This window comes from Acinetobacter sp. ASP199 (assembly GCF_022700675.1).
GTDB lineage: Bacteria > Pseudomonadota > Gammaproteobacteria > Pseudomonadales > Moraxellaceae > Acinetobacter.
Window position 1 is genome coordinate 814855 of the sequence record NZ_CP062182.1, and the last position, 20203, is coordinate 835057.

Sequence of the window (20203 nt, forward strand, 5' to 3'; positions counted from 1 at the left end):
ATAGATAACTTTCTTTCCTGTCAAAGCTTGGGCATTTTTCAGTGTAGGGTGTTTTTGAATATTATCCTGAGCCCTATATTTCTGGGTATTCACTGCACCATGATCCAAGACAATGATGTAATCCGGATTCTTCTCGACTGCTGCTGCAGTCCGCTACACACGTTCCTCAGGTATTTTTAATGCTTCCGGAGAACCTGTTTTAGCATGAGGTACATCAGATTGTTCAGATAAATCTAAAAACGGTTTCAGGCCACCGAGTTTATAAACAAAGTCAAAGTTGTAATTTTCTCTTTACTGAGTACGCATGCCAATACACAAGTACGTTCAGTCAGATTGGCAATATATTTTTAAAAGGGATATCTCTATCCCTTAATGAATAAAAGAATTAAAAGGGAAGTTGAGTCAGTTTATTCAGGAAGTGTGGAATAAGTCGAGGTTCCAGGATAATAGTCATAATCACACCATAAGCCGCCCCCCAAAGATGAGCACTGTGATTGATATTGCTGTTCCCGCGTTTGCCAGACCAGACACTATAAGCGACATAAAGCACTGCAAAAATAATCGCAGGCACAGGAATAAAGAACACGAAAATCAGTTTCCATGGCTCAAACAGAATATAGGCAAATAGCACTGCTGATACTGCACCCGAGGCCCCCAGACTTGCCCAGCGTGGATTATTTTTATTTTGCAGATAACTCGGAATAATGGCTGCAATCAGACCACCCAGATAGAACAGGACAAAGCCCAGATCATAAAGATACTGGCGATAAAAGCTCTCGATAATACTGCCAAAGAAGAACAGCGTAATCATATTGAACAGTAGATGTGTGCCATCTGCATGAATAAAGCCATGCGAAATAAAACGGTCATACTGACCACGTTGAATTGCCGGTGGCCAGAAAATCAGACGGTTCATGACCTGCTCTTTGGAAAAAGCAACAAAAGAGATAATGCAGGTAATCAGAATAAGGGTAACGGTATGATTAAAGGGTAAATGCAGCATAGACGGCAGTTCTAATTCTGAAGTAGTGATCCCTAATCTTGCCATTATTCTGACATTTAGGTAGTACTTTTATAATAAATCCGACAATTTTAGTTGAAATTTTAAATTTACCCCGCATCTTCAGTTAAAATAGCAGCTTCAGCTTGAGGAAATTATTGTTATGTCGACTGAGAACAGCAGCACTGCAGTTACAGAAGAAATTCCAAATCTATTGATTACACCGACTGCACAAGAGTATTTAAAGGATCTACTGGAAAAGCAAAATACACCAGGTATTGGTGTACGCGTTTTCGTGGAAAATCCTGGTACACCGCGCGCTGAATGTTGCATGGCTTATAGTGCACCAGATGAAGTTGTACCGACAGATTACAAACAGGATTATCCAGAATTCCCTGCGTATATCGATGCTCCATCTATTCCTTATTTGCTTGATGCAGTAATTGATTACAACAAAGACCGTTTTGGTGGTCAGCTGACTTTCCGTGCGCCAAACTCTAAAGTGCCACGCGTAGGTCCTGATGCATCTGTAGAAGAGCGTATTACTTACGTGCTTCAGTCAGAAATTAACCCGGGTCTGGCAGGTCACGGTGGTAACTGTGCACTGGTTGAAGTCAAAGAAGACCCAGAAAAAGGTTTAACCGCTGTACTTAAATTTGGTGGTGGTTGCCAAGGCTGTTCAGCAATTGATATCACTTTGAAACAGGGTGTAGAAACAACGCTAAAACAGCATATTCCTGAATTGATGAATGTGGTTGATGAAACGGATCATAGTCAATCTGAAGGCGCTTATATGAAATAAGCCTTTTGCCAGCTAAAAATAGCCTCCATTTTGGGGCTATTTTTTTGCCTCAATTTTAATCATTTGCACATGCTGCATGGGTGGTACGTGATTGATCGATCAATAAAACCTAAAATGAGGTGAAAAATAATCGCAAATATAAATGAGAATGATTATTAAAACTATTTGCATATGAGGTGTTGGTTGTTACAATCCGCAACAATTAGAACATGATCTCTTCATAAATAGGCTTGGGTATACGGGTATGACAACACCATTTATAAAATCGACGTTGGCTTTTGCAGTAGTTTCAGCGATGGCTGTAAGTGTTCAAGCGCAAATTAATGTAGCAGAACAACAGGACGCGCAGACAGATACTGTAAAGATGGAAACCATTGTTGTAAAAGCGGCCAAAGATGAATTAAAACAAGCTGCTGGATTATCTGTAATTGGTGAAGAAACTTTAAAAAAACAACCAGTATCTAATGATATTGCTGAAATTGTTAGAAAAATGCCTGGTGTAAACCTGAGTGGTTCATCAACCTCAGGACAACGAGGTAACCAGCGTCAAATTGATTTACGTGGTATGGGACCAGATAATACTTTAATTCTAATAGATGGTCGCCCAGTTACATCTCGGATGGCAGTGCGTCCAGGACGTGCAGGTGAAAAAGATACGCGAGGGGATTCGCAGTGGGTACCACCAACTTCTATTGAACGTATTGAAGTATTAAGAGGACCGGCAGCTGCACGTTACGGTTCAGGTAGTATGGGTGGTGTCGTAAATATCATCACGAAGTCACCAACTGAACAAGAAGCCTCTATTAATGGCTATTACGAAATGCCTGAAAGCGATTTAGAGGGGCAATCTTGGCGTACCGGGATTAATCTTGCGGGTCCGGTTACCGAAAAATTATCGTATCGAACAACTCTTGGCTATAACAAATCAAAAGGTGACGATCCTTACATCAATAAAAATGATGCTATTAATGGCAGTGTGGCAGCAGGTTCTGAAGGGGTTGAGAATATTGATGCACGTCAGTTGTTTGAGTATGTGATTGATACGATGAATACCGTAGGTGTTGAAATAAATTACTCAAATCAAAGTAACCTATGGGCGGGTGATGCTCAGTTCCAATCTGTGAATGAAAATTTAGTCAATGCATTAGAAGGAGAAAAAACCAATGAAATGGAACGCTATGGTATTTCTCTAATCCACCGTGGGGATTACGCTAACAGTAAAAGTAATAGCTATATTGAATATAACCGAACTGACAATACACGATTACAAGAAGGTAATAACGGTAGGGGAGAAGGTCAAATTCAAACATCAAATATAGAAACTCCTATTTGGAATACGGCTAAATTTGAAACCCTGAATGCTAAATCTGAATGGGATTTATTTTTTAAGCGTCACACATTGACTGCAGGCGCGGAATTTCGTGGTGAACGATTGCATAATCCATTGGTAGCGCAGTCAGACGATTTACCTTTTGAAGGAGGTTTCGGCGAACTTGAACTAGAACAAAGTAAGCGAGATCCAAATACAGAAGCTTATACAGTCGGTTTATATTTTGAAGATAATTTTCAAATTACACCGGATTGGTATATCACACCAGGCTTACGTTTCGACTATCACAATCAAGCGGGAAGTAATTGGTCACCAAGCTTAAATAGTACATGGCAGTTTAGTGAAAATTGGTCGGTAAAGGGCGGTATTAGCCGTGCCTTCAAAGTTCCAAACCTTTATCAACTAGACCCAAATTATATTTATTATACAGGAGGGAATGGTTGTCCGAGCTGGGTTCCAACAAATCAACGTGGCTGTCATGTATTGGGTAATCCAGATCTTGAAAGTGAAGTATCTTGGAATAAAGAAATTACGTTTACTTATGATGATGGGACAGGATTAAACGCAGGCTTAACATACTATCGTAATGATTATGAAAACCGTGTTGCAGCAGGTGATACACCTGTGGCTTTCGTGAATGTTGACCCGAGTCTAAATAGTGATCGTCCAAGCCGAACATTATTCCAGTGGGAAAATCAAGGTGAAGCAATTATTGAAGGGATTGAAGCCTTTGTACAAGTTCCTTTAACAGATAACTTAAAGTGGAATCATAACTTTACAGGTAATATTCGTTCAGAACGTAAAGATAATGGTGAACCCTTATCTCTGATTCCCAAATATACTTTTAATACCAGTTTAGATTGGGATATTAATGATCGTTGGAATGCGAATGTGATTGCAAGTTATTACGGTGAAATAGAAGCTCCGAAAAAATCAGCAACTACAGGTGAGGATCTTGCAGAGGAAAGTTTATTAGATCGTGATGAATATGTATTGGTGAATTTGAATACAAATTATCAAGTGAATGATCATTTAGCCTTAGGTTTGGGTGTTAAAAACTTGTTCGATGAAGAAGTGAAACGTGAAGGAACTGCTAATAATGCGGGAGCCCGTACTTTCAATGAGCCAGGACGAGCTTATACATTTAATATTAAATATAACTTCTAAGCGATAGTAAAAAGCCACCTCTCGGTGGCTTTTTTTATTCTTCAATCCTTAAGATGTTCAGTGTATTTTCCGAATAATAGAACTGTTCCAGATAGGCACGTGCGCGTGCGCGTAAATGACCTTGTGAAATCATCTGCTGAATGACAGGAACCAGTAATTCATATAATTCATGTTGAATCAATGATTCATCGATATTCAGATCACGCAGTAGCAGATCAAAAGTGTGCTCCTGATTACGCACATACCAAGCGTGCACGCCATCTTGTATCTGCTGTTGTAGATAATCAGTTTGGCGCATGTGATCCCAGATCTCATGGCCCAAATTCACAGTCTGGGTCAGGTCTTGTACTTCAATATAATTCTTTAATACGGACAGAGGCATATCTTTGATTTTATGCCAGAGATTCGCTTGAAAATGATAGAGTTTTTCATCATCAAAGTGCTGGTTCAGCACATGCTCACTCATTTGGCTAAGTTTTAAAATATTTTTTTGCAAATAACGGGCAACTGTATTGTCCAGACTGCTATCCGTGACATTTTCCAGTACAGACTTGCCCATTTTCATAAAGCGAGAAACACCGGGTACGCTTTTGGCAATTACCGAATTATCCAGATAATCCTGAATTGAATGCTGGATCAGCTGACTGATCATGGCAGAAAAGGCAGGGTTGTTGACCATTTTCTTGATCAGGCGCTGACGATGGCCACTTTTACTTGCGACATACTGAGCAATCTTATCAATAGTCAGTACAGGAATCACATCGGCAATCTTGGTATTGTCATTTGCAGGGTGGACCAGAGCAAAACGGATATGTTCTGCAATCTGTTCAATCAGAAAAGAGCTGGCAGCTGTGCCTAATATTTGTTTTTGTAATAGCTGGTTAATTTGCATCGGATTCCACAGATCTTTTAGTGTCTGTTTGCGGAACCACAGATAGAAAGCCTGAAACTCATCTTGAATCGTTTCAGATTGAGCAAATGACTGATCTAGAAAGTCGAGCTGAGCGTCGATCAATTGCTCAATCATAGGGTGTTTCTGCATATTGATTCTAAAAGTTAATTTAAAGGGATGAGTTTATCAGCAAGTGGATTTTTTAGGGTCTGTGTCTTTGCAAGGAAAGGTAAATAATACTGCGCAACCTGTCTTTCTGCTTCAAGAATCGGTATATGGCCGACATTGTTCAGAATCACAGGTGTTTCAGCGCGTTTAAATAAGGAATGTAGCTCTTTAGCCACTTCAACATTAATAATACGATCCTGCTTGCCCCATAGAATCAGTGTTGGCGCTTCTACAGTACGGGTCAAACGAGCAAAAGTTTCCGGGGTATAGATCCGGCTCAGCATGATAATTTGATCAATGGCTTTGCTGGTCTGCTCGGAACGGGAAATCAGCAGTTTTTCCTGGGCATGTTTTAACTGATCTGAGAGAGCAGGCGGGTGCTGCATCAGTTTATGACTGACATCTTCCAGATCTCCCGGTTTGCTCACAATCAGATTTTTTAGCGCATGTGGGTCACGCGTATAGCGCGTATTGGCATTTTTATAGATTCCGGCACTATTGAGTAAGAACAGGCTTTGCGTATCGAAAGGATATTGAGAGGCATAAACTGTGGCAATTGACCCCCCTAGAGAATGCCCGGCTACATGCAGATTTTCATCGACATCCAAAGCTTCCAGGAAGATGCGCAGTTGAGAGGTGACATTCGGTACTGAGAAATCAAAATCTGCAGGTGTACGGGTATCGCCATTATTGGGTAAATCCGGAATGATCACATGATAATACGGCGTGAGAAACTGTGCGACACGATTCCAATCGTCTTTGGTGCCAGCCAGACCATGAATCAGCAAAATGGACGGTTTATTGACATTGCCGCCTTCGTTATAGCTCCAGGAAATATTACCGACTTTCAGTATCTTACTTCTCAGACCCGCATGCAGACGTTCCTGAACCAGATACTGGCTAAGAATATTATTGCCTGGCTGAGCACGCGTAGGAAAACTGACTTGGGCCTGACTTAAGGTACTCAAGCTTGGGGCTAATATTAGGGTCATGGCGCAGAGTAATTTTGAGCGCTTTATTAATTTTCTTATCATGGCGTCACATTCCTTGTCTTGCATCCAGTGTACTGTTCAAAACTGTCTCATCCTGAAACAAGCTCACCTTGTTCGAATAAAATCATAGGGTTATTTCTATTGTAAATAATTGTGAAGTAATGTCATCAATAAGTTACCAGAATCATTAAAAAAATTCAGTTTTCATGTGAACTCTGATCAGAAAATGCAATATTAGTGTGATATAGGTCCACTGATAGAAATTTAGACAAGCTCATTTTTTGCAAGTGACATTCATAAATCAGAGGATTAAGATATTGCAACTTAAAACAACGGTGGTAAACACGAATGCTCACAGCTCAGGAAGCTATAGAACGTCTTAAAAAGGGTAACCAACGCTTTGTCAAAGGTGAAACGCAGCATTTAAAATTATTATCGCATCAGCAACGTGCTGAAATGGCAGAAAGTCAGGAACCATTTGCTATTGTTTTAGGGTGTTCAGATTCACGCGTACCAGCAGAAATGGTATTTGACCAAGGTCTGGGTGATTTGTTTGTCATTCGTGTAGCAGGGAATATTGTCGCGCCGTCTCAGGTCGGTAGTGTTGAATTCGCTGCAGAAAGCTTTGGTTGTCCTGTAGTCATTGTCTTGGGTCATACGCATTGTGGTGCAATTCATTCTACGATTGAAGCATTGACCAATCCAGCAACTCCGCCATCTGCAAATCTGATGTCAATCGTGAATCGTGTACGTCCATCAGTTGAAATTCTGATGCAGACTGAACTGAAAGATGACCTGAACAAACTGTCTAAGCATGCAGTACGCTCGAATGTGTTTGCTTCTGTGAATCAATTACGTCATGGTTCAGCAGTATTGGAAAATCTGATTGCACAAGGCAAATTACTGGTGGTGGGAGCTGAATACTCACTGGAAACTGGTGAAGTCACCTTTTTTGATTTCTAATTTGAATTTTAAGAATGAATGATATTAAAGGCGCCTTAGAGGGCGCCTTTAATATATGGATAAGCATTATTTAACAGGATGCTTTGTGCCTTGGCATTTGGATGTACCAGATCCTGTTGCATCAAGTTTTTATTTCCTGCCACCCCATTCAAAAAGAATGGTAACAATTTCACTTTATATTGCTGGCTCACCACCTTGTAATTATTTTCAAAAGCTTTTGTATAACTTTGACCATAATTTGGCGGCATTTTCATGCCAAAAAGAATGACCTTTGCTTTGGCTTTTTGACTTTGCTGAACCAGATTTGCCAGATTTTTCTGAATCATCTGTGGCGGCTGACCACGTAGGCCATCATTGCCACCCAGTTCAATCACGACAATATGTGGCTTATGGGTCTGGAGCAGTTTAGGCAGACGTGCCAGTGCACCGCTGGTGGTTTCACCGCTCACACTTGCATTGACCACTTTATGCTGTATCGGATACTGTTGGTTTAAACGTTTTTGCAACAGATTGACCCAACCCTGTTCAGGTTGAATACCATAACCCGCACTTAAGCTGTCACCCAGAATCATAATGGTCTTTGCTGAAACCAGCACCGGCATCAGGCACAGGCCAAACAGTGCTAAGCTGCGGAATAAATAAGACTTTAGAATTTGAATATTCAGATGCATAGGAAAAGTATGATTCAAGATCGCCAGAAAGCTACCATCATGCCACAGCCAATAATTTCTGCTCAACAATTGACACAAAAGATACAACTATCACAAAAACAGTTGACGATTTTTGAGAACCTTAATCTGGAGATTCTGGCTGGAGAACAGGTAGCGATTACCGGACGATCCGGCTCTGGAAAATCAACCTTACTGGGCATACTGGCAACCCTGGATCAGGCCAGTTCAGGTCAGTTACAGGTCTGTGGTGAATCGACTACTGAAATGAATGAAGAACAGCGAGCCAAGGTCAGACTGGAAAATATCGGTTTTGTATTTCAGTCTTTTCAGCTGTTGCCACATCTGACTGCATTAGAAAATGTGATGTTGCCGTTACGTTTACAGCCAAACTTCAATTATGCCGCAGCTGAACAAAAAGCGTTGAATCTGTTGCAAAGAGTAGGGCTGGACCGTCAGGCCCAGCAAACCCCTAAAGTGCTTTCTGGCGGGGAACAGCAACGTGTTGCGATTGCCCGTGCTTTGGTGAGTGAGCCAAAAATTATTTTTGCTGATGAACCGACTGGAAATCTGGATGGGGAGACCGCCAAGGAAATTGAACAGCTGTTATTTCAGTTAAACCATGAATTGGGTACCACTTTAATTTTGGTGACCCATGACCAGAAACTGGCACAACTCTGCCAGCGTCATTTTGAGTTAAGCAATGGTCAGTTGACTGAACATGTGAATGGAGGATGATATGAACCTCTTCCGTCCTTTACTGACTCAAAGTTTTAAGACTACGGGCATTTATCTGCTGATCATTGCGCTGACCTTAGCCATTAGCGCGACCACAGCACTTAAGTTTAGTAATGAGCAGATTCAGAATGCCGTGGCATTGCAAGCAGCGGAAATGCTGGCTGGAGATCTGCTACTCAGTAATAATGAGCCAATCGAAGATGCCTGGCGAGAAAAGGCTGATCAGCTGGGGCTGGAGCAATCCGAGGTCACTGTATTTGGCAGCATGGCACATACCAATGCTGAATTTGTTATGGTCAATGTTAAAGCCATTGATACTGCTTTTCCTTTACGCGGTGAGCTACGAGTCAAACCCGAAGCTAAACAGCTAAAACCGGGTGAAATCTGGCTCAGTCAGCGTGCCATGGATCTGCTGAAAGTTAAAGTAGGGGATCAGGTCAATATTGCCGATGCCTCATTCAAGATTACTGCCGTGATTGACTATGACTCTAATCAGGAGCTGGGCTTTTCCGGATTCTCGCCAACGGTCATTATCTCTCAGGCAGATGTGGCACAAACCAATGCGATTCAGGTTGGTAGCCGCATTGATTATCGCCTGCTCATGGCAGGTGATCCGGACAGTATTCAAACCTATCAAAAAGATTTTAGGAAAATTGTTAAACCGGGTGCGGAGACAGAGGCTGAAGAACAACAGTTTGAGGAGCAGAATAGTTTACGTCTGAGAAATGCCAGTGAAAGTAATACCCGTCTGATGAAGCCGATTGCGAATCTGGATACCTTCCTGCAGCTGGCGAATATTTTGACCATCTTGCTTTGTGGCATCGCGATTGCCTTAAGCGCACAGCGCTATGTACAGCAGAATCAGGATCATATTGCATTGATGCGCTGTATCGGTGCGACGAAACAACAAATTCTGACGGCTTATCTGGCATTACTTGGACTGGTACTGGCAATCGCGATGCTGATAGGCACCATTGTCGGCATCAGTTTAGGTTATGGTTTGCTGCAACTGATGCTACAGCTGATTCCAAATCTTCAGCTGCAATTCTCGGCGATGGCGATGCTATCAGGTCCATTACCGATTGCGATGCTGACCAGTGCTGTGGTGCTACTCGGTTTTGTGCTGCCAAGTTTGTGGCAATTACTTAACACTGCACCGATTCGCGTTATCCGTCAGGAAGAAAAATCCGTGCATTCCATGTTGTGGATGCTGGTGAGTGGGACACTGAGCCTGATTATTTTCAGTGTGGTGCTCACCGAGAACATCGTATTAACTGCCTGGGTGATTGGTGCGATTATTCTGCTTTGTGCTGTGCTATATCTCACCGTATGGGGATTGCTGAAAGTCCTGCGGAATACAAAATCTCGAATTTCCGCTTATGTGCGGACACCGTATCAGACTGCATTACAGATCACTGCTTTGGCATTAGGTCTAAGTCTTATTACGGTACTGGCTGTATTACGAACCGATCTGCTGGAACGCTGGCAACAGCAGTTGCCTGAAGGCACCCCGAACCAGTTTGTCTATGGTTTACCACCTTTTGAGATGCCACAATTTAAGGCGCAGTTAGAACAAAATGATTGGAGCAGTACGCCGCTGTATCCAAATATTCGTGGCCGTCTGATTGCCAAAAATGATCAGCCATTCGCTGCAGAGTTAGTCAAGAAGAGTAATACGTTACGCCGTGAACTGAACCTGACCCAGACCGATCGCTATCCACAAGATAATGTGATTCTAACTGGCGAGGCTCAGCTCAAACAGCCAGGAGAGGTTTCGGTTGAAGCCACGACAGCGGAAGAACTGGGCATCAAGATTGGGGATAAGCTGACGTTTAGCTTACCTGAGGGACCACTGGAAGCCAAAGTGGTGAATCTGCGGAGTGTGGAATGGGAAAGCTTTAGTCCGAATTTTTTCTTTATTTTTACTCCAAATACCATGGATGCCAATGCCGGTAGTTATCTGGGCAGTTTCTATGTACCAGAACAGGAGCGGCCAAAACTGGTTGAGCTGATTCAGCAGTTTTCTAATACGGTTTTTATCGATGTCAGTCTGATTCTGAACGAGATCAAGCGTATTGTGAATGTACTGGTGCAGATCGTGACCATTCTGGCGTTACTGGTGAGTGTGGCTGGGATACTGGTTCTAATTGCTTGTCTAAATCTGCTCATGGATGAACGCAAGCGGGAGGTGGCTTTACTTCGCTCATTTGGAAGTTCCAAACAGAAACTGAAAACCATACTTAGTCTAGAAATTGGCTTTATTGGTCTGTGTGCAGGTGTAGTTTCCTGTCTGTTTGCGGAAGTGATTAGCGCCGTCGCTAGTTACCGCATGGAATTACCAATTCAGCCACACTGGGAAATCTGGCTGATTCTACCGATCTTTATGACCTTACTCTGTGCGCTGATTGGCCGTTATCGACTGAGTTATCTCAGTGAAATTCCACCACTGCAAAGTCTGCGCGAGCTGAATCAATAAAAAATTGAAAATGATGCGTCGGTTAGAGCTTTAACTGCTGGCGCATCATCTCCAGAATTTCCTGCCAGAGCGGCTTAATAGGATCAATAAGGATCAAGTTATATTGATATAACCCATAGCAGGCTGCTAAAGCAGTTATCAGTGCGATGAATTGAATAAAACCTGCACGCTGCAGCTTCTGCCCGGCATACCACAGTGCAGCCAGCACAGCGCCCATGATCATGCCACCAATATGTGCAGCATTGTTAATGCCGGCAATCATAAAGCCCATAAATAAGTTAATCCCCATCACCATTAGCAGGGTTTTTTTATCCAGAATAAAGCGCTGACGGGGAAGAATTGGCAGAATCGACAAGACAGTCAACGCACCGCCCAGGCCCATGACTGCACCCGATGCACCGGCACTCACGCTCGGTAAAAGTCCCGGATTGGCGACGCCGCCTTCAATTAAGGCATAACTATCCTGAATATTCACATAACCGCTGAACAGGCTGCCCATCAGTCCAGCACAGAGATAAAGACCAACAAAATACCAACGTCCAAATAGCTGTTCCGCAACGCTTCCAAAAATATACAGCGCCCACATGTTTAGCATTAAGTGAATCAGGCCAAAATGAAAAAACATGCTGCTGAATACGCGAATGGGTTCCGCCAGATAAGTCAAAGGTGCATAATCAGCACCCCAGCGAATAGCATCTTGTGTACTTGGCTGACTAGCATCTGTGCCGGTAGAAATCTGCCAGACAAATAATCCGACATTCACTGCAATCAATACCGCAGTAAACCACCAGGTGTGGACATCCAGTTTACGGTGAATGGAAGGAGGAGCGTATTCAGACATGCTATTCTTGCGCTGTATGAGATATTTCAAATAAGCTTAACACGAAAAAATGACATCTTCAGGAGTAACCCTCTGACATGAAAGCTTTTCTGATCCGAATATTCTTGCTGCTGTTCAGTGTGGTTTTATGTATTCAACTCTGGATCTTTGCCAGCCTGGCATGGTGGCGTTTTAATCCGGTTAATACAACCATGATGATGCGGATCGATTATTGGTCTGAGCCCTCCAAACCTATTCAGCACCAATGGCGTCCTTATGACGAGATCAGTACCAATCTGAAAAAAGCGGTGGTGACTGCGGAAGATGGAAAATTTGTGCATCATCATGGTTTTGACTGGGATGGAATTCAAACAGCTTTAAGTCGTAATAAAGAGCAGGGTAAAGTGGTTGCCGGTGGCTCTACTATTTCCCAGCAGCTGGCAAAAAATCTGTTCCTGTTCAACAAACGTTCTTTCCTGCGTAAAGGTCAGGAAGCGGTTGCCACCTGGATGATGGAACGCATGTGGTCAAAAGAGCGTATTCTTGAAGTGTATTTAAACTCGATTGAGTTTGGTCATCATATTTACGGGGTGGAAGCAGCAGCCAAACATTATTTTGGTAAAACTTCAAAAAGTCTGACCAGAGAAGAGGCCATTTTTCTGGCGGCAATTTTAACCAATCCCAAATATTTTGAAGAAAATCGCAATGCTTCTGCTTTAAACGCCCGTAAACGTATGATTCAACGTTATATGCGCTATGCAGAATTACCCTGACAGTAAAGATTCGTTATAAAAAAATGCCATAAAGCCCGAGAATTCGGGCTTTTTTTTATGAAACTGTCATAAATTTGAAGCATACTGATACTATTGACTAAGGCTTTAAAACGATTAAAGGTTCAATATGAATACGGCAGCTAACAGCCCTTCGGTACAAACTGAATATACCTATAATGACCGGTACATTAACCGGGAATTGTCTATTCTGGACTTTCATTTGCGTGTCCTGGAGCAGGCTGTCGATCCTTTACATCCATTGCTTGAACGCATGAACTTTCTGCTGATTTTCTCACGTAACCTGGATGAGTTCTTTGAGATTCGTGTCGCTGGTGTCATGGAACAGCTGGATCTCGGCAATGAAAGCCGCAGTCCGGATGGTCTCACGCCAAAGCAGGTGCTGGATCAAATTTCCAAAACTGCGCATGCTGCCATTGAACGTCAGTACCGCATTTTGAATGAAGAAATTCTGCCTAAACTGCGTGAAGAAGATATCTGTTTCCTGCGCCGCGGTGAACTGACTCCGGCACAGTCGCAGTGGATAAAAAAATATTTCCAGGAACAGGTGGCACCCGTCTTAACTCCAATCAGTCTGGATCCAGCCCATCCATTCCCGCGTTTGGTGAATAAATCGCTGAACTTTATTGTAACGCTGGAAGGGAAGGATGCCTTTGGTCGTCAGATCGACTTGGCAGTTGTTCCTGCACCGCGTTCACTGCCACGTGTAGTACGTTTGCCGGATGAATTGACTGGAGGAAAAGAACATCATGTGATGCTTTCCGCCATTATTCATGAGCATGTCTCTGACCTGTTCCCGGGTATGACTGCAACAGGTTGCTATCAGTTCCGTGTAACCCGTAATGCCGATCTGGCTTTAAACGAAGATGTTGAAGATCTGGCGATTGCTTTAAAAGGCGAATTAAACTCGCGTCGTTTTGGTCGTGCGGTACGTCTGGAAGTCACCGAAAACTGTCCAGAACATATTTATGAATACCTGCTGGATGAATTTGATCTAGAAGAAGAGCAACTGTATAAAGTTGCCGGACCGGTAAACCTGGCACGTTTGCTGTCGAATTTTAAACGTCCACATTTACGTTATGATTCACATACGCCAATCGTACCGAAAGTACTGAAGAAATCAGAAAATATCTTCAGTGCGATGCAGAAACAGGACATTCTGCTGCATCATCCTTTTGAATCTTTCTCGCCCGTGATTTCATTACTACGTGAGGCTGCGCGTGATCCACAAGTCCTGGCTATCAAGCAGACCTTATACCGTAGTGGAGCGGACTCTGAAATTGTTCAGGTACTGGCTGAAGCAGCACGCAATGGCAAGGAAGTGACTGCGGTCATCGAACTGCGTGCGCGTTTTGATGAAGAGTCCAATATCGCCGTAGCCAATGTCCTGCAAGAAGCGGGGGCTGTAGTTGTCTATGGCATTGTTGGCTATAAGACCCATGCCAAGATGATTCTGGTGGTACGCCGTGAAAATAACAAGCTGGTGCGCTATGTACACTTGGGTACCGGGAACTATCACGCGGGTAATGCACGTATCTATACCGATTATGGACTGTTAACCACAGACAAAGAACTGTGTGAAGATGTACACCGTATCTTCCAGGAACTCACCGGTATGGGAAAAATGGCCAAGCTGAAAAAGCTGTTACATGCACCATTTACACTACATACCCAGCTGGTGAGTTACATCGACAATGAAATTGCCAATGCCAAAGCAGGCAAAAAGGCTCAGATCATTGTTAAAGTAAATGCGCTGACAGAACTACAGCTCATTAATAAATTGTATGAAGCATCGCAAGCAGGCGTGCAGATTGACCTGATTATCCGTTCGATTTGCTGTTTACGTCCTGGTCTGCCGGGCTTGTCGGAAAATATCCGTGTTCGTTCCATCGTCGGACGTTTCCTGGAACATACTCGTGTGTATTATTTTAGCAATAATGGTAATTCCCGTATTTATTGCTCAAGCGCAGACTGGATGGACCGTAACCTGTTTAATCGTGTTGAAGCCTGTTTCCCGATTGAAGATGAAGCCTTGAAGAAACGCATCTATCAGCAAGGCTTATTGAACTATCTCAAAGATAATCAGCAAGCCTGGTTGCTACAGAGTGACGGTACCTGGGTCCGTGCACAACCTGCACAAGGTGAACAGCCGCATAATGCACAGCGTGTGTTACTGGAAACCTTTAAATAAGACTAATCTTTTAAAAAGAGACTGAATTTTCAGTCTCTTTTTATATAAATATACTGTTTCTAAAAATAAAAAAAGGAGCCAGCAAGGGCTCCTTTTAACGTCAGCATATAATTATTGCTGAGCGATCTTTTGCAGAATTGGTAGCAGTACATCAAATTCGCTTTGTAGCGGTGTACTCTTACGTGTCACCAAAGCCAAGGTGCGGCTTGGTGCAGCAGCAATATTTTTCACCTGAAGTTCAGGGTTGGCTTTAATCATGTTGGTATGAAGTGCAATTTCAGGCAACAGGGTAAAACCAAGATTGGAAGACACCATCTCGATCAGCGTTGGCAATGAGCTTGCTTTCAGGCGATGATCATTCTTACGCTCACCAATTGGACAAGCACTTAAAGCATGATCACGTAGACAGTGGCCTTCTTCAAGTAACATTAAACGAGAAAGATCCAGATCTTCTAAGGAAGTGGCCTGAGCTGCATTCTGATCTGACTTGTGGTGAACCACATATAGATCTTCTTTCACAATTTCAGCAACTTTCAGGCTGCGTGTATCAAAAGGCAGGGCCAGTACAACCATATCCAGGTTGCCATGTTCCAGCTTTTCAACAATCTTTTCACTTTGCGCTTCGTGCAGATGCAGCTGAATTTTCGGCAACTGTTTATGCACTTCATCAAGAAGTTGCGACAGAATGAAAGGGGCAATGGTCGGAATCACACCTAAATGCAGATCACCTGTCAAAGGTTCACTCATCTCACGACTTAAACGCATTAAGTCCTGAGCATCAGCCAGTAGAACACGAGCGCGTGCAACCACTTGCTCTCCAAGTGGAGTCAAGCGTACATTCTGGCGATCACGTTCAACAAGAACGCCACCGAGTAAACGCTCCAACTCCATGATCCCGCCAGACAGGGTGGACTGGGTCACAAATGAACGGCGAGCAGCTTCTGTAAAATGCAGCGTCTCAGACAGTGTTACGAGGTATGACAGCTGTCTTAGGGATGGTAATGCAGCCATAGTGTCCTAATTTTATGATTTAAAATGATCAGCAAATAATTCGCTAAGATATGGAATAAAATGCGGTGGGATATCATGCCCCATTCCATCAATTAATTCAAATTTAGCACCAGATATTGCTTTCGCAACAGCCTTACCATGGCCGGGTGGGAGCAAGCGATCTTGAGAACCATGAACTACCAGCGTCTCTTGTCGGATTTGCTTATCCAGTTGCAGCAACGAGCCCGTACATAATATTGCTAAAAACTGTTGAAGTACACCCGCTGGGTAATAACTTCGATTATATAATTTACGGGCGGTCTGCATTGCCTCAAGCTGATTGATATAACCAGGCGAGCCAATGATGTTAAACAATTTCAAACTATGGTCAATTATACCATTTTCATCCTGCGAAGCAGGTTTGCCAATCAGACTAAAGAGCTGTTTTGGAAAGGGTGGAGGTAACAGGCGCTGATTGTTGCTGGTAAATAACAGGCCCAGTTTTTTTACTTTTTCAGGGTAACGTGCTGCCAGGATCTGGGCAATCATACCGCCCATAGAAGCACCAAGCACATAAACCTCGTCCAGCTCCATTTTATCAATCAGCAGGCTGACATCCTCGGCCATATCATACAGGGTATAAGGGGCACCCTGATTGCCTAGGCCTAGCATAAAGCGACTCATCAGTTTAACGGTGTTCAGTCGTGGACCTTTATGATGGACTTTGGAAGATAGACCGATATCGCGGTTATCAAAACGAATGACCCGGAAACCTTGGTCGATAAATGATTTACAGAAAAAGTCTGGCCAATACAGCATCTGTGCACCCAGACCCATAATCAGCAATAAGGTCGGGCGATTCTCCTGACCACCTACCTCTATATGCAACTCAATACCATTACCAAGATCAACCTTGGTTTCATGCATAAAGGCAGTATATGGCGATGGTAATAGACTCGATTGCACATGACTATTCATGTTAAGTTCCCTATAAAAGGACATTCTGTACAAAGAATGTCCTTTGTATTTAAACCTTAAACTGATGCAGGAATCAAGTCAGGAACCTGCTTAGTCAATGTAAGACGTTGTTTCCCTGCACTAGCACCTAATAGCACAAAGCCGCGCAGGGTACCTTCAGCATCTGTGGCTTTGGCAATCATGCCATCCTCAAACTCTTCAGTATCCCAGGTCACCTCAACATTAGCGGGTGCAGGTAGTACAGTCAGGGGGATAGCAGGTGTTTTTACCGCAACAGGCATGGCTGGATAATGTACTGCAGTGGTTTCACCATTCAAGGTTTTAGCCAGCGCGCGTGCTTGCTGCATGATCGGCATGACATAGGGCAATAAAGTACCATTCACTTCAGCGCAGTCACCGACAGCGAAAATATCCGCCAGATTGGTTTCGAGCTGGCTATTGGTCAAAATACCGCGACCGATCTGTACCCCCGATTCTTTGGCTACAGATGCATTGGGTTGCAAACCTACTGCAGACAGAACCACATCTGCAACGACTGACTGACCATTGGCTAAAGTCACCAGATAGTCACCATTTTCAACTTTTGAAACTTTCTCTACAGTGGTGCCTAATACAAAGTTGATGCCAGTTTCTTCCAGATTTTGCTGGAAAACATCTGCAACATGTGAAGGAAGTAAACGTGCTAAAGGCTGAGGTGCCAAGTCAATCACAGTCACCTGATGATCCGTGTGCTGAAGGTCATTGGCAAATTCACAGCCAATCAAACCGGCACCTAAAATTACCACGCGCTTATCTTCACGTTTGTCCAGGCTGGCACGGAAAGCTTTATAATCAGTCAGGTTATTCACCACATGAATGTCATCACTGCCATCACCGGCAATTGCCAGACGAATTGGCTGTGCACCCACAGCAAGAACCAGTTTTGAATATACCTGTTTTTGCTCAGACTGATCTTTTACGAGCGTCAGTTCATGTGCAGCAGCATCAATGGCTTTAACCCAGGTATGTGTTTCAATACGCATATTTAACTGAGCTGCCATTTTTGCAGCATCGCCCAAGGCAATATTGTCAGGTGCTTTTTTGCCCACTAAAGCATTGGAAAGTGTCGGTTTAGCGTAGTTGGTTGCATCATCGGCACAAATCATGACGAGTTCATGGTCTGGATTAAGCTTGCGAAATTCGCGTGCGACAGCATAGCCTGCCATACCTGAACCAATGATGACGATAGGATGCATATTTAACTCCATGCTTTTTTATAGATTGTAAAAGGGCATAAAAAAAGACCACTCAATATGGCCTTTGTCTGGGCGAAATCAGATTTCGATCATTTCAAAATCGACTTTAGAAACGCCACAGTCTGGGCAAGTCCAGTCATCTGGAATATCTTCCCACTTGGTGCCAGGTACGATACCGTCCTGAGGCCAACCTTCCGCTTCGTCGTAAATCCATCCACAAACGATGCATTGATATTTTTTCATGTAACTCTCCAAAACCAGCGAATATTGGAGCTGGTTCAAAAAACCTAAACAGGCAAGACTCTAATAATATGACATTCAACAGCAGACATATTTGGCTAAATTTTTACGCAGTTCTATTCATAAAGTAAAGTGGATAACAGTTTAAACAGCGAAATTAAAAGCAGAATAGCGGTCGAGGTCAGTAAAAGTCATTTACTCAAGCTTTTTATTCTCTTAAAAGTGTCGGAACATAATTATATTTATAAAAATAAATAAGAGCTTATTGTTTCTCACAATGAGAGAAATAAGAAAATATTTTACCGTAGGGTAATAGTTCATGGATTTAAAACAATCATTAAAATTTTTATGAAAAAAGTCCTTTTATAAATTAATGAAATGTAAGTAAATAATTAAATGTCAAGAGGGGTGTTGCTGCAATAATACTCGATTTTCCCTATCCTTTAGTCGTAATTCAGTTTAAAATTTGCCGGTTCCTTTTTCTTTTAAATGATCTCCCATGAGCAATATGTCTACTTCATTGTGGTCTCACATTCGTACTGTCCAGGATTTTCCAAAGCCGGGTATTTGTTTTTTTGACTTAACACCGCTTTTCATGAACAACATCGGTCCATTAACTGATGCTTTGATTGCTAGCATTCCTGCTGAAAAACTGGCAGAAGTAGATAGCTTTATTGCTGTTGAAGCACGTGGCTTTGTATTGGCAAGCTTATTGGCTCAACGTACTGGCAAAGGTCTGTTACTGGTTCGTAAGGCTGGTAAATTACCGCCTCCAGTAGTGGGTGTTGGTTACAGCCTGGAATACGGTATGGACCGTCTGGAAATGTCTGCCGAAGTTCAATCACAAAAAGTAATTATTGTAGATGACGTACTGGCAACTGGCGGTACCTTGAAAGCTGTCAATGAACTGGCTGAAAAATGCAATCACGAAGTACTTGGTGCGAGCATTTTCCTTGATTTGCCTGATTTACATGGTGATTTTGGAATGAACATCTGGTCTGTATTAGATGACAAATCTAAGCCTGAAGCTAACGCAGCTTAAGCACAATAGATGAAAAAAGCCCTGCAATATGCGGGGCTTTTTTGATGGCATTATTTCAATCTAATACTTAACTTTTTTGCAGATTTTGTTCAATTTGCAGGATCAGCGGGTTGATCCGTTCCGGTGTTTCCAGACGGTGGTGCCCACCGGGAACTGCTTCTACCTGCATATAATCTTCGAGTTGAGACTGTACTGCATGCATATCCAGCATTTCGTCGCCTAATTCAATATAGGCGAGCTGAGGAATGTCATGTTGTAAGTCATCATCACAAATGGCTGGGTAATCATCGCGGAAATAGGGCGCTAAACTTGGATTGGCAATCACACAAGGAATCTGGTGTTGTTGAGACATTTTCAGTGCCCAGTACCCCCCCAGACTGTGCCCAACCAGAATATCCGGATGAATTTTTTCAATCATCTCGTTATAAAACTCTGCCACAGTCGCATAATTGAGGTTGCGGTAATCCACATCAATGCAATATTTATGATCTGCATCGATGGCATGGAATTTTGTAGATTCTCGTGAAGAATCAAGTCCATGAAAAAACAGGATTTTAGAGGTGCACTGGCTCATTATGCTCGTTCGTATCAATTTGTTTTATATTCCCGCAACGATTTGCGTCAGAGTGCATTGTAGAACTTCTATTTAGGGAATGAAGTTAGCATTTGGTCTAAAGACTTTAGTCCAAGCTGATCTTGGTCAAAAAGAATGAAAGATTC

18 protein-coding genes are annotated in these 20203 nt (G+C 42.9%); 8 read left to right on the plus strand and 10 right to left on the minus strand.

The genetic code is table 11. The annotated features are described in order from the left end of the window. Positions 1-385: 385 nt before the first annotated feature. A complete protein-coding gene (locus tag IHE35_RS03800) occupies positions 386-1003 on the minus strand; it encodes a rhomboid family intramembrane serine protease (protein ID WP_242789946.1) in 618 nt (205 codons plus the stop codon). Positions 1004-1163: 160 nt separating this feature from the next. Here IHE35_RS03800 and nfuA point away from each other — a divergent pair, with 160 nt between their 5' ends. Continuing rightward, entirely contained in the window at positions 1164-1802 is a 639-nt protein-coding gene (nfuA, locus tag IHE35_RS03805) for a Fe-S biogenesis protein NfuA (RefSeq protein WP_242789375.1), read from the plus strand. A gap of 244 nt (positions 1803-2046) precedes the next feature. Beyond that, entirely contained in the window at positions 2047-4299 is a 2253-nt protein-coding gene (locus IHE35_RS03810) for a FepA family TonB-dependent siderophore receptor (RefSeq protein WP_242789376.1), read from the plus strand. A gap of 34 nt (positions 4300-4333) precedes the next feature. Here the strand turns inward: IHE35_RS03810 and IHE35_RS03815 are convergent, their stop codons facing one another. Both IHE35_RS03815 and IHE35_RS03820 read right to left on the minus strand, forming a co-directional pair. Continuing rightward, positions 4334-5341 carry a hypothetical protein gene (locus tag IHE35_RS03815; protein WP_242789377.1) on the minus strand — a complete coding sequence of 336 codons (1008 nt, stop codon included), beginning with the start codon at positions 5339-5341 and terminating at the stop codon, positions 4334-4336. A 14-nt stretch (positions 5342-5355) separates the two neighbouring features. Continuing rightward, a complete protein-coding gene (locus IHE35_RS03820) occupies positions 5356-6393 on the minus strand; it encodes an alpha/beta hydrolase (protein WP_242789378.1) in 1038 nt (345 codons plus the stop codon). A gap of 306 nt (positions 6394-6699) precedes the next feature. Here IHE35_RS03820 and IHE35_RS03825 point away from each other — a divergent pair, with 306 nt between their 5' ends. After that, the gene (locus tag IHE35_RS03825; protein WP_242789379.1) at positions 6700-7314 is read left to right on the plus strand and encodes a carbonic anhydrase; all 615 of its coding nucleotides are present in this window, start codon (positions 6700-6702) and stop codon (positions 7312-7314) included. Between the two features lie 35 nt (positions 7315-7349). Here IHE35_RS03825 and IHE35_RS03830 read toward each other — a convergent pair whose 3' ends face one another. Then, positions 7350-7967, minus strand: coding sequence for an arylesterase (locus tag IHE35_RS03830; RefSeq protein ID WP_242789947.1), 618 nt, complete (start codon positions 7965-7967; stop codon positions 7350-7352). A 27-nt stretch (positions 7968-7994) separates the two neighbouring features. Here IHE35_RS03830 and IHE35_RS03835 point away from each other — a divergent pair, with 27 nt between their 5' ends. Both IHE35_RS03835 and IHE35_RS03840 read left to right on the plus strand, forming a co-directional pair. Beyond that, on the plus strand, positions 7995-8720 hold the full coding sequence (locus tag IHE35_RS03835) for an ABC transporter ATP-binding protein (protein WP_242789380.1): 726 nt from the start codon (positions 7995-7997) through the stop codon (positions 8718-8720). Position 8721: 1 nt separating this feature from the next. Then, the gene (locus IHE35_RS03840; protein ID WP_242789381.1) at positions 8722-11196 is read left to right on the plus strand and encodes an FtsX-like permease family protein; all 2475 of its coding nucleotides are present in this window, start codon (positions 8722-8724) and stop codon (positions 11194-11196) included. 22 nt (positions 11197-11218) lie between these two features. On the opposite strand, the gene IHE35_RS03845 is transcribed toward IHE35_RS03840, so the two are convergent. Then, positions 11219-12037 (minus strand): rhomboid family intramembrane serine protease, encoded by an 819-nt coding sequence (locus tag IHE35_RS03845; RefSeq protein ID WP_242789382.1) that lies wholly within the window; start codon positions 12035-12037, stop codon positions 11219-11221. A gap of 77 nt (positions 12038-12114) precedes the next feature. Between IHE35_RS03845 and mtgA the strand changes: the two genes are divergently transcribed. Next, positions 12115-12789, plus strand: a complete 675-nt coding sequence (gene mtgA / locus IHE35_RS03850) for a monofunctional biosynthetic peptidoglycan transglycosylase (RefSeq protein ID WP_242789383.1) — start codon at positions 12115-12117, stop codon at positions 12787-12789. Between the two features lie 127 nt (positions 12790-12916). Beyond that, on the plus strand, positions 12917-14998 hold the full coding sequence (gene ppk1 / locus IHE35_RS03855; RefSeq protein WP_242789384.1) for a polyphosphate kinase 1: 2082 nt from the start codon (positions 12917-12919) through the stop codon (positions 14996-14998). A 111-nt stretch (positions 14999-15109) separates the two neighbouring features. On the opposite strand, the gene oxyR is transcribed toward ppk1, so the two are convergent. The 4 genes from oxyR to rubA all read right to left on the minus strand — a co-directional run bounded on the left by oxyR (position 15110) and on the right by rubA (position 18444). After that, complete coding sequence (gene oxyR, locus IHE35_RS03860) at positions 15110-16009, minus strand: LysR family transcriptional regulator OxyR (protein WP_242789385.1); 900 nt, start codon at positions 16007-16009, stop codon at positions 15110-15112. Between the two features lie 12 nt (positions 16010-16021). Further along, the gene (estB, locus tag IHE35_RS03865) at positions 16022-16966 is read right to left on the minus strand and encodes an esterase EstB (protein ID WP_242789386.1); all 945 of its coding nucleotides are present in this window, start codon (positions 16964-16966) and stop codon (positions 16022-16024) included. Between the two features lie 56 nt (positions 16967-17022). Further along, the gene (locus IHE35_RS03870; RefSeq protein ID WP_242789387.1) at positions 17023-18201 is read right to left on the minus strand and encodes an FAD-dependent oxidoreductase; all 1179 of its coding nucleotides are present in this window, start codon (positions 18199-18201) and stop codon (positions 17023-17025) included. Between the two features lie 78 nt (positions 18202-18279). Continuing rightward, a complete protein-coding gene (gene rubA, locus IHE35_RS03875; RefSeq protein WP_004783011.1) occupies positions 18280-18444 on the minus strand; it encodes a rubredoxin RubA in 165 nt (54 codons plus the stop codon). Positions 18445-18940: 496 nt separating this feature from the next. Between rubA and IHE35_RS03880 the strand changes: the two genes are divergently transcribed. Beyond that, the gene (locus IHE35_RS03880) at positions 18941-19483 is read left to right on the plus strand and encodes an adenine phosphoribosyltransferase (protein ID WP_242789388.1); all 543 of its coding nucleotides are present in this window, start codon (positions 18941-18943) and stop codon (positions 19481-19483) included. A gap of 67 nt (positions 19484-19550) precedes the next feature. Here IHE35_RS03880 and IHE35_RS03885 read toward each other — a convergent pair whose 3' ends face one another. Beyond that, positions 19551-20057 (minus strand): YqiA/YcfP family alpha/beta fold hydrolase, encoded by a 507-nt coding sequence (locus IHE35_RS03885; RefSeq protein WP_242789389.1) that lies wholly within the window; start codon positions 20055-20057, stop codon positions 19551-19553. Between the last annotated feature and the right edge of the window lie 146 nt (positions 20058-20203).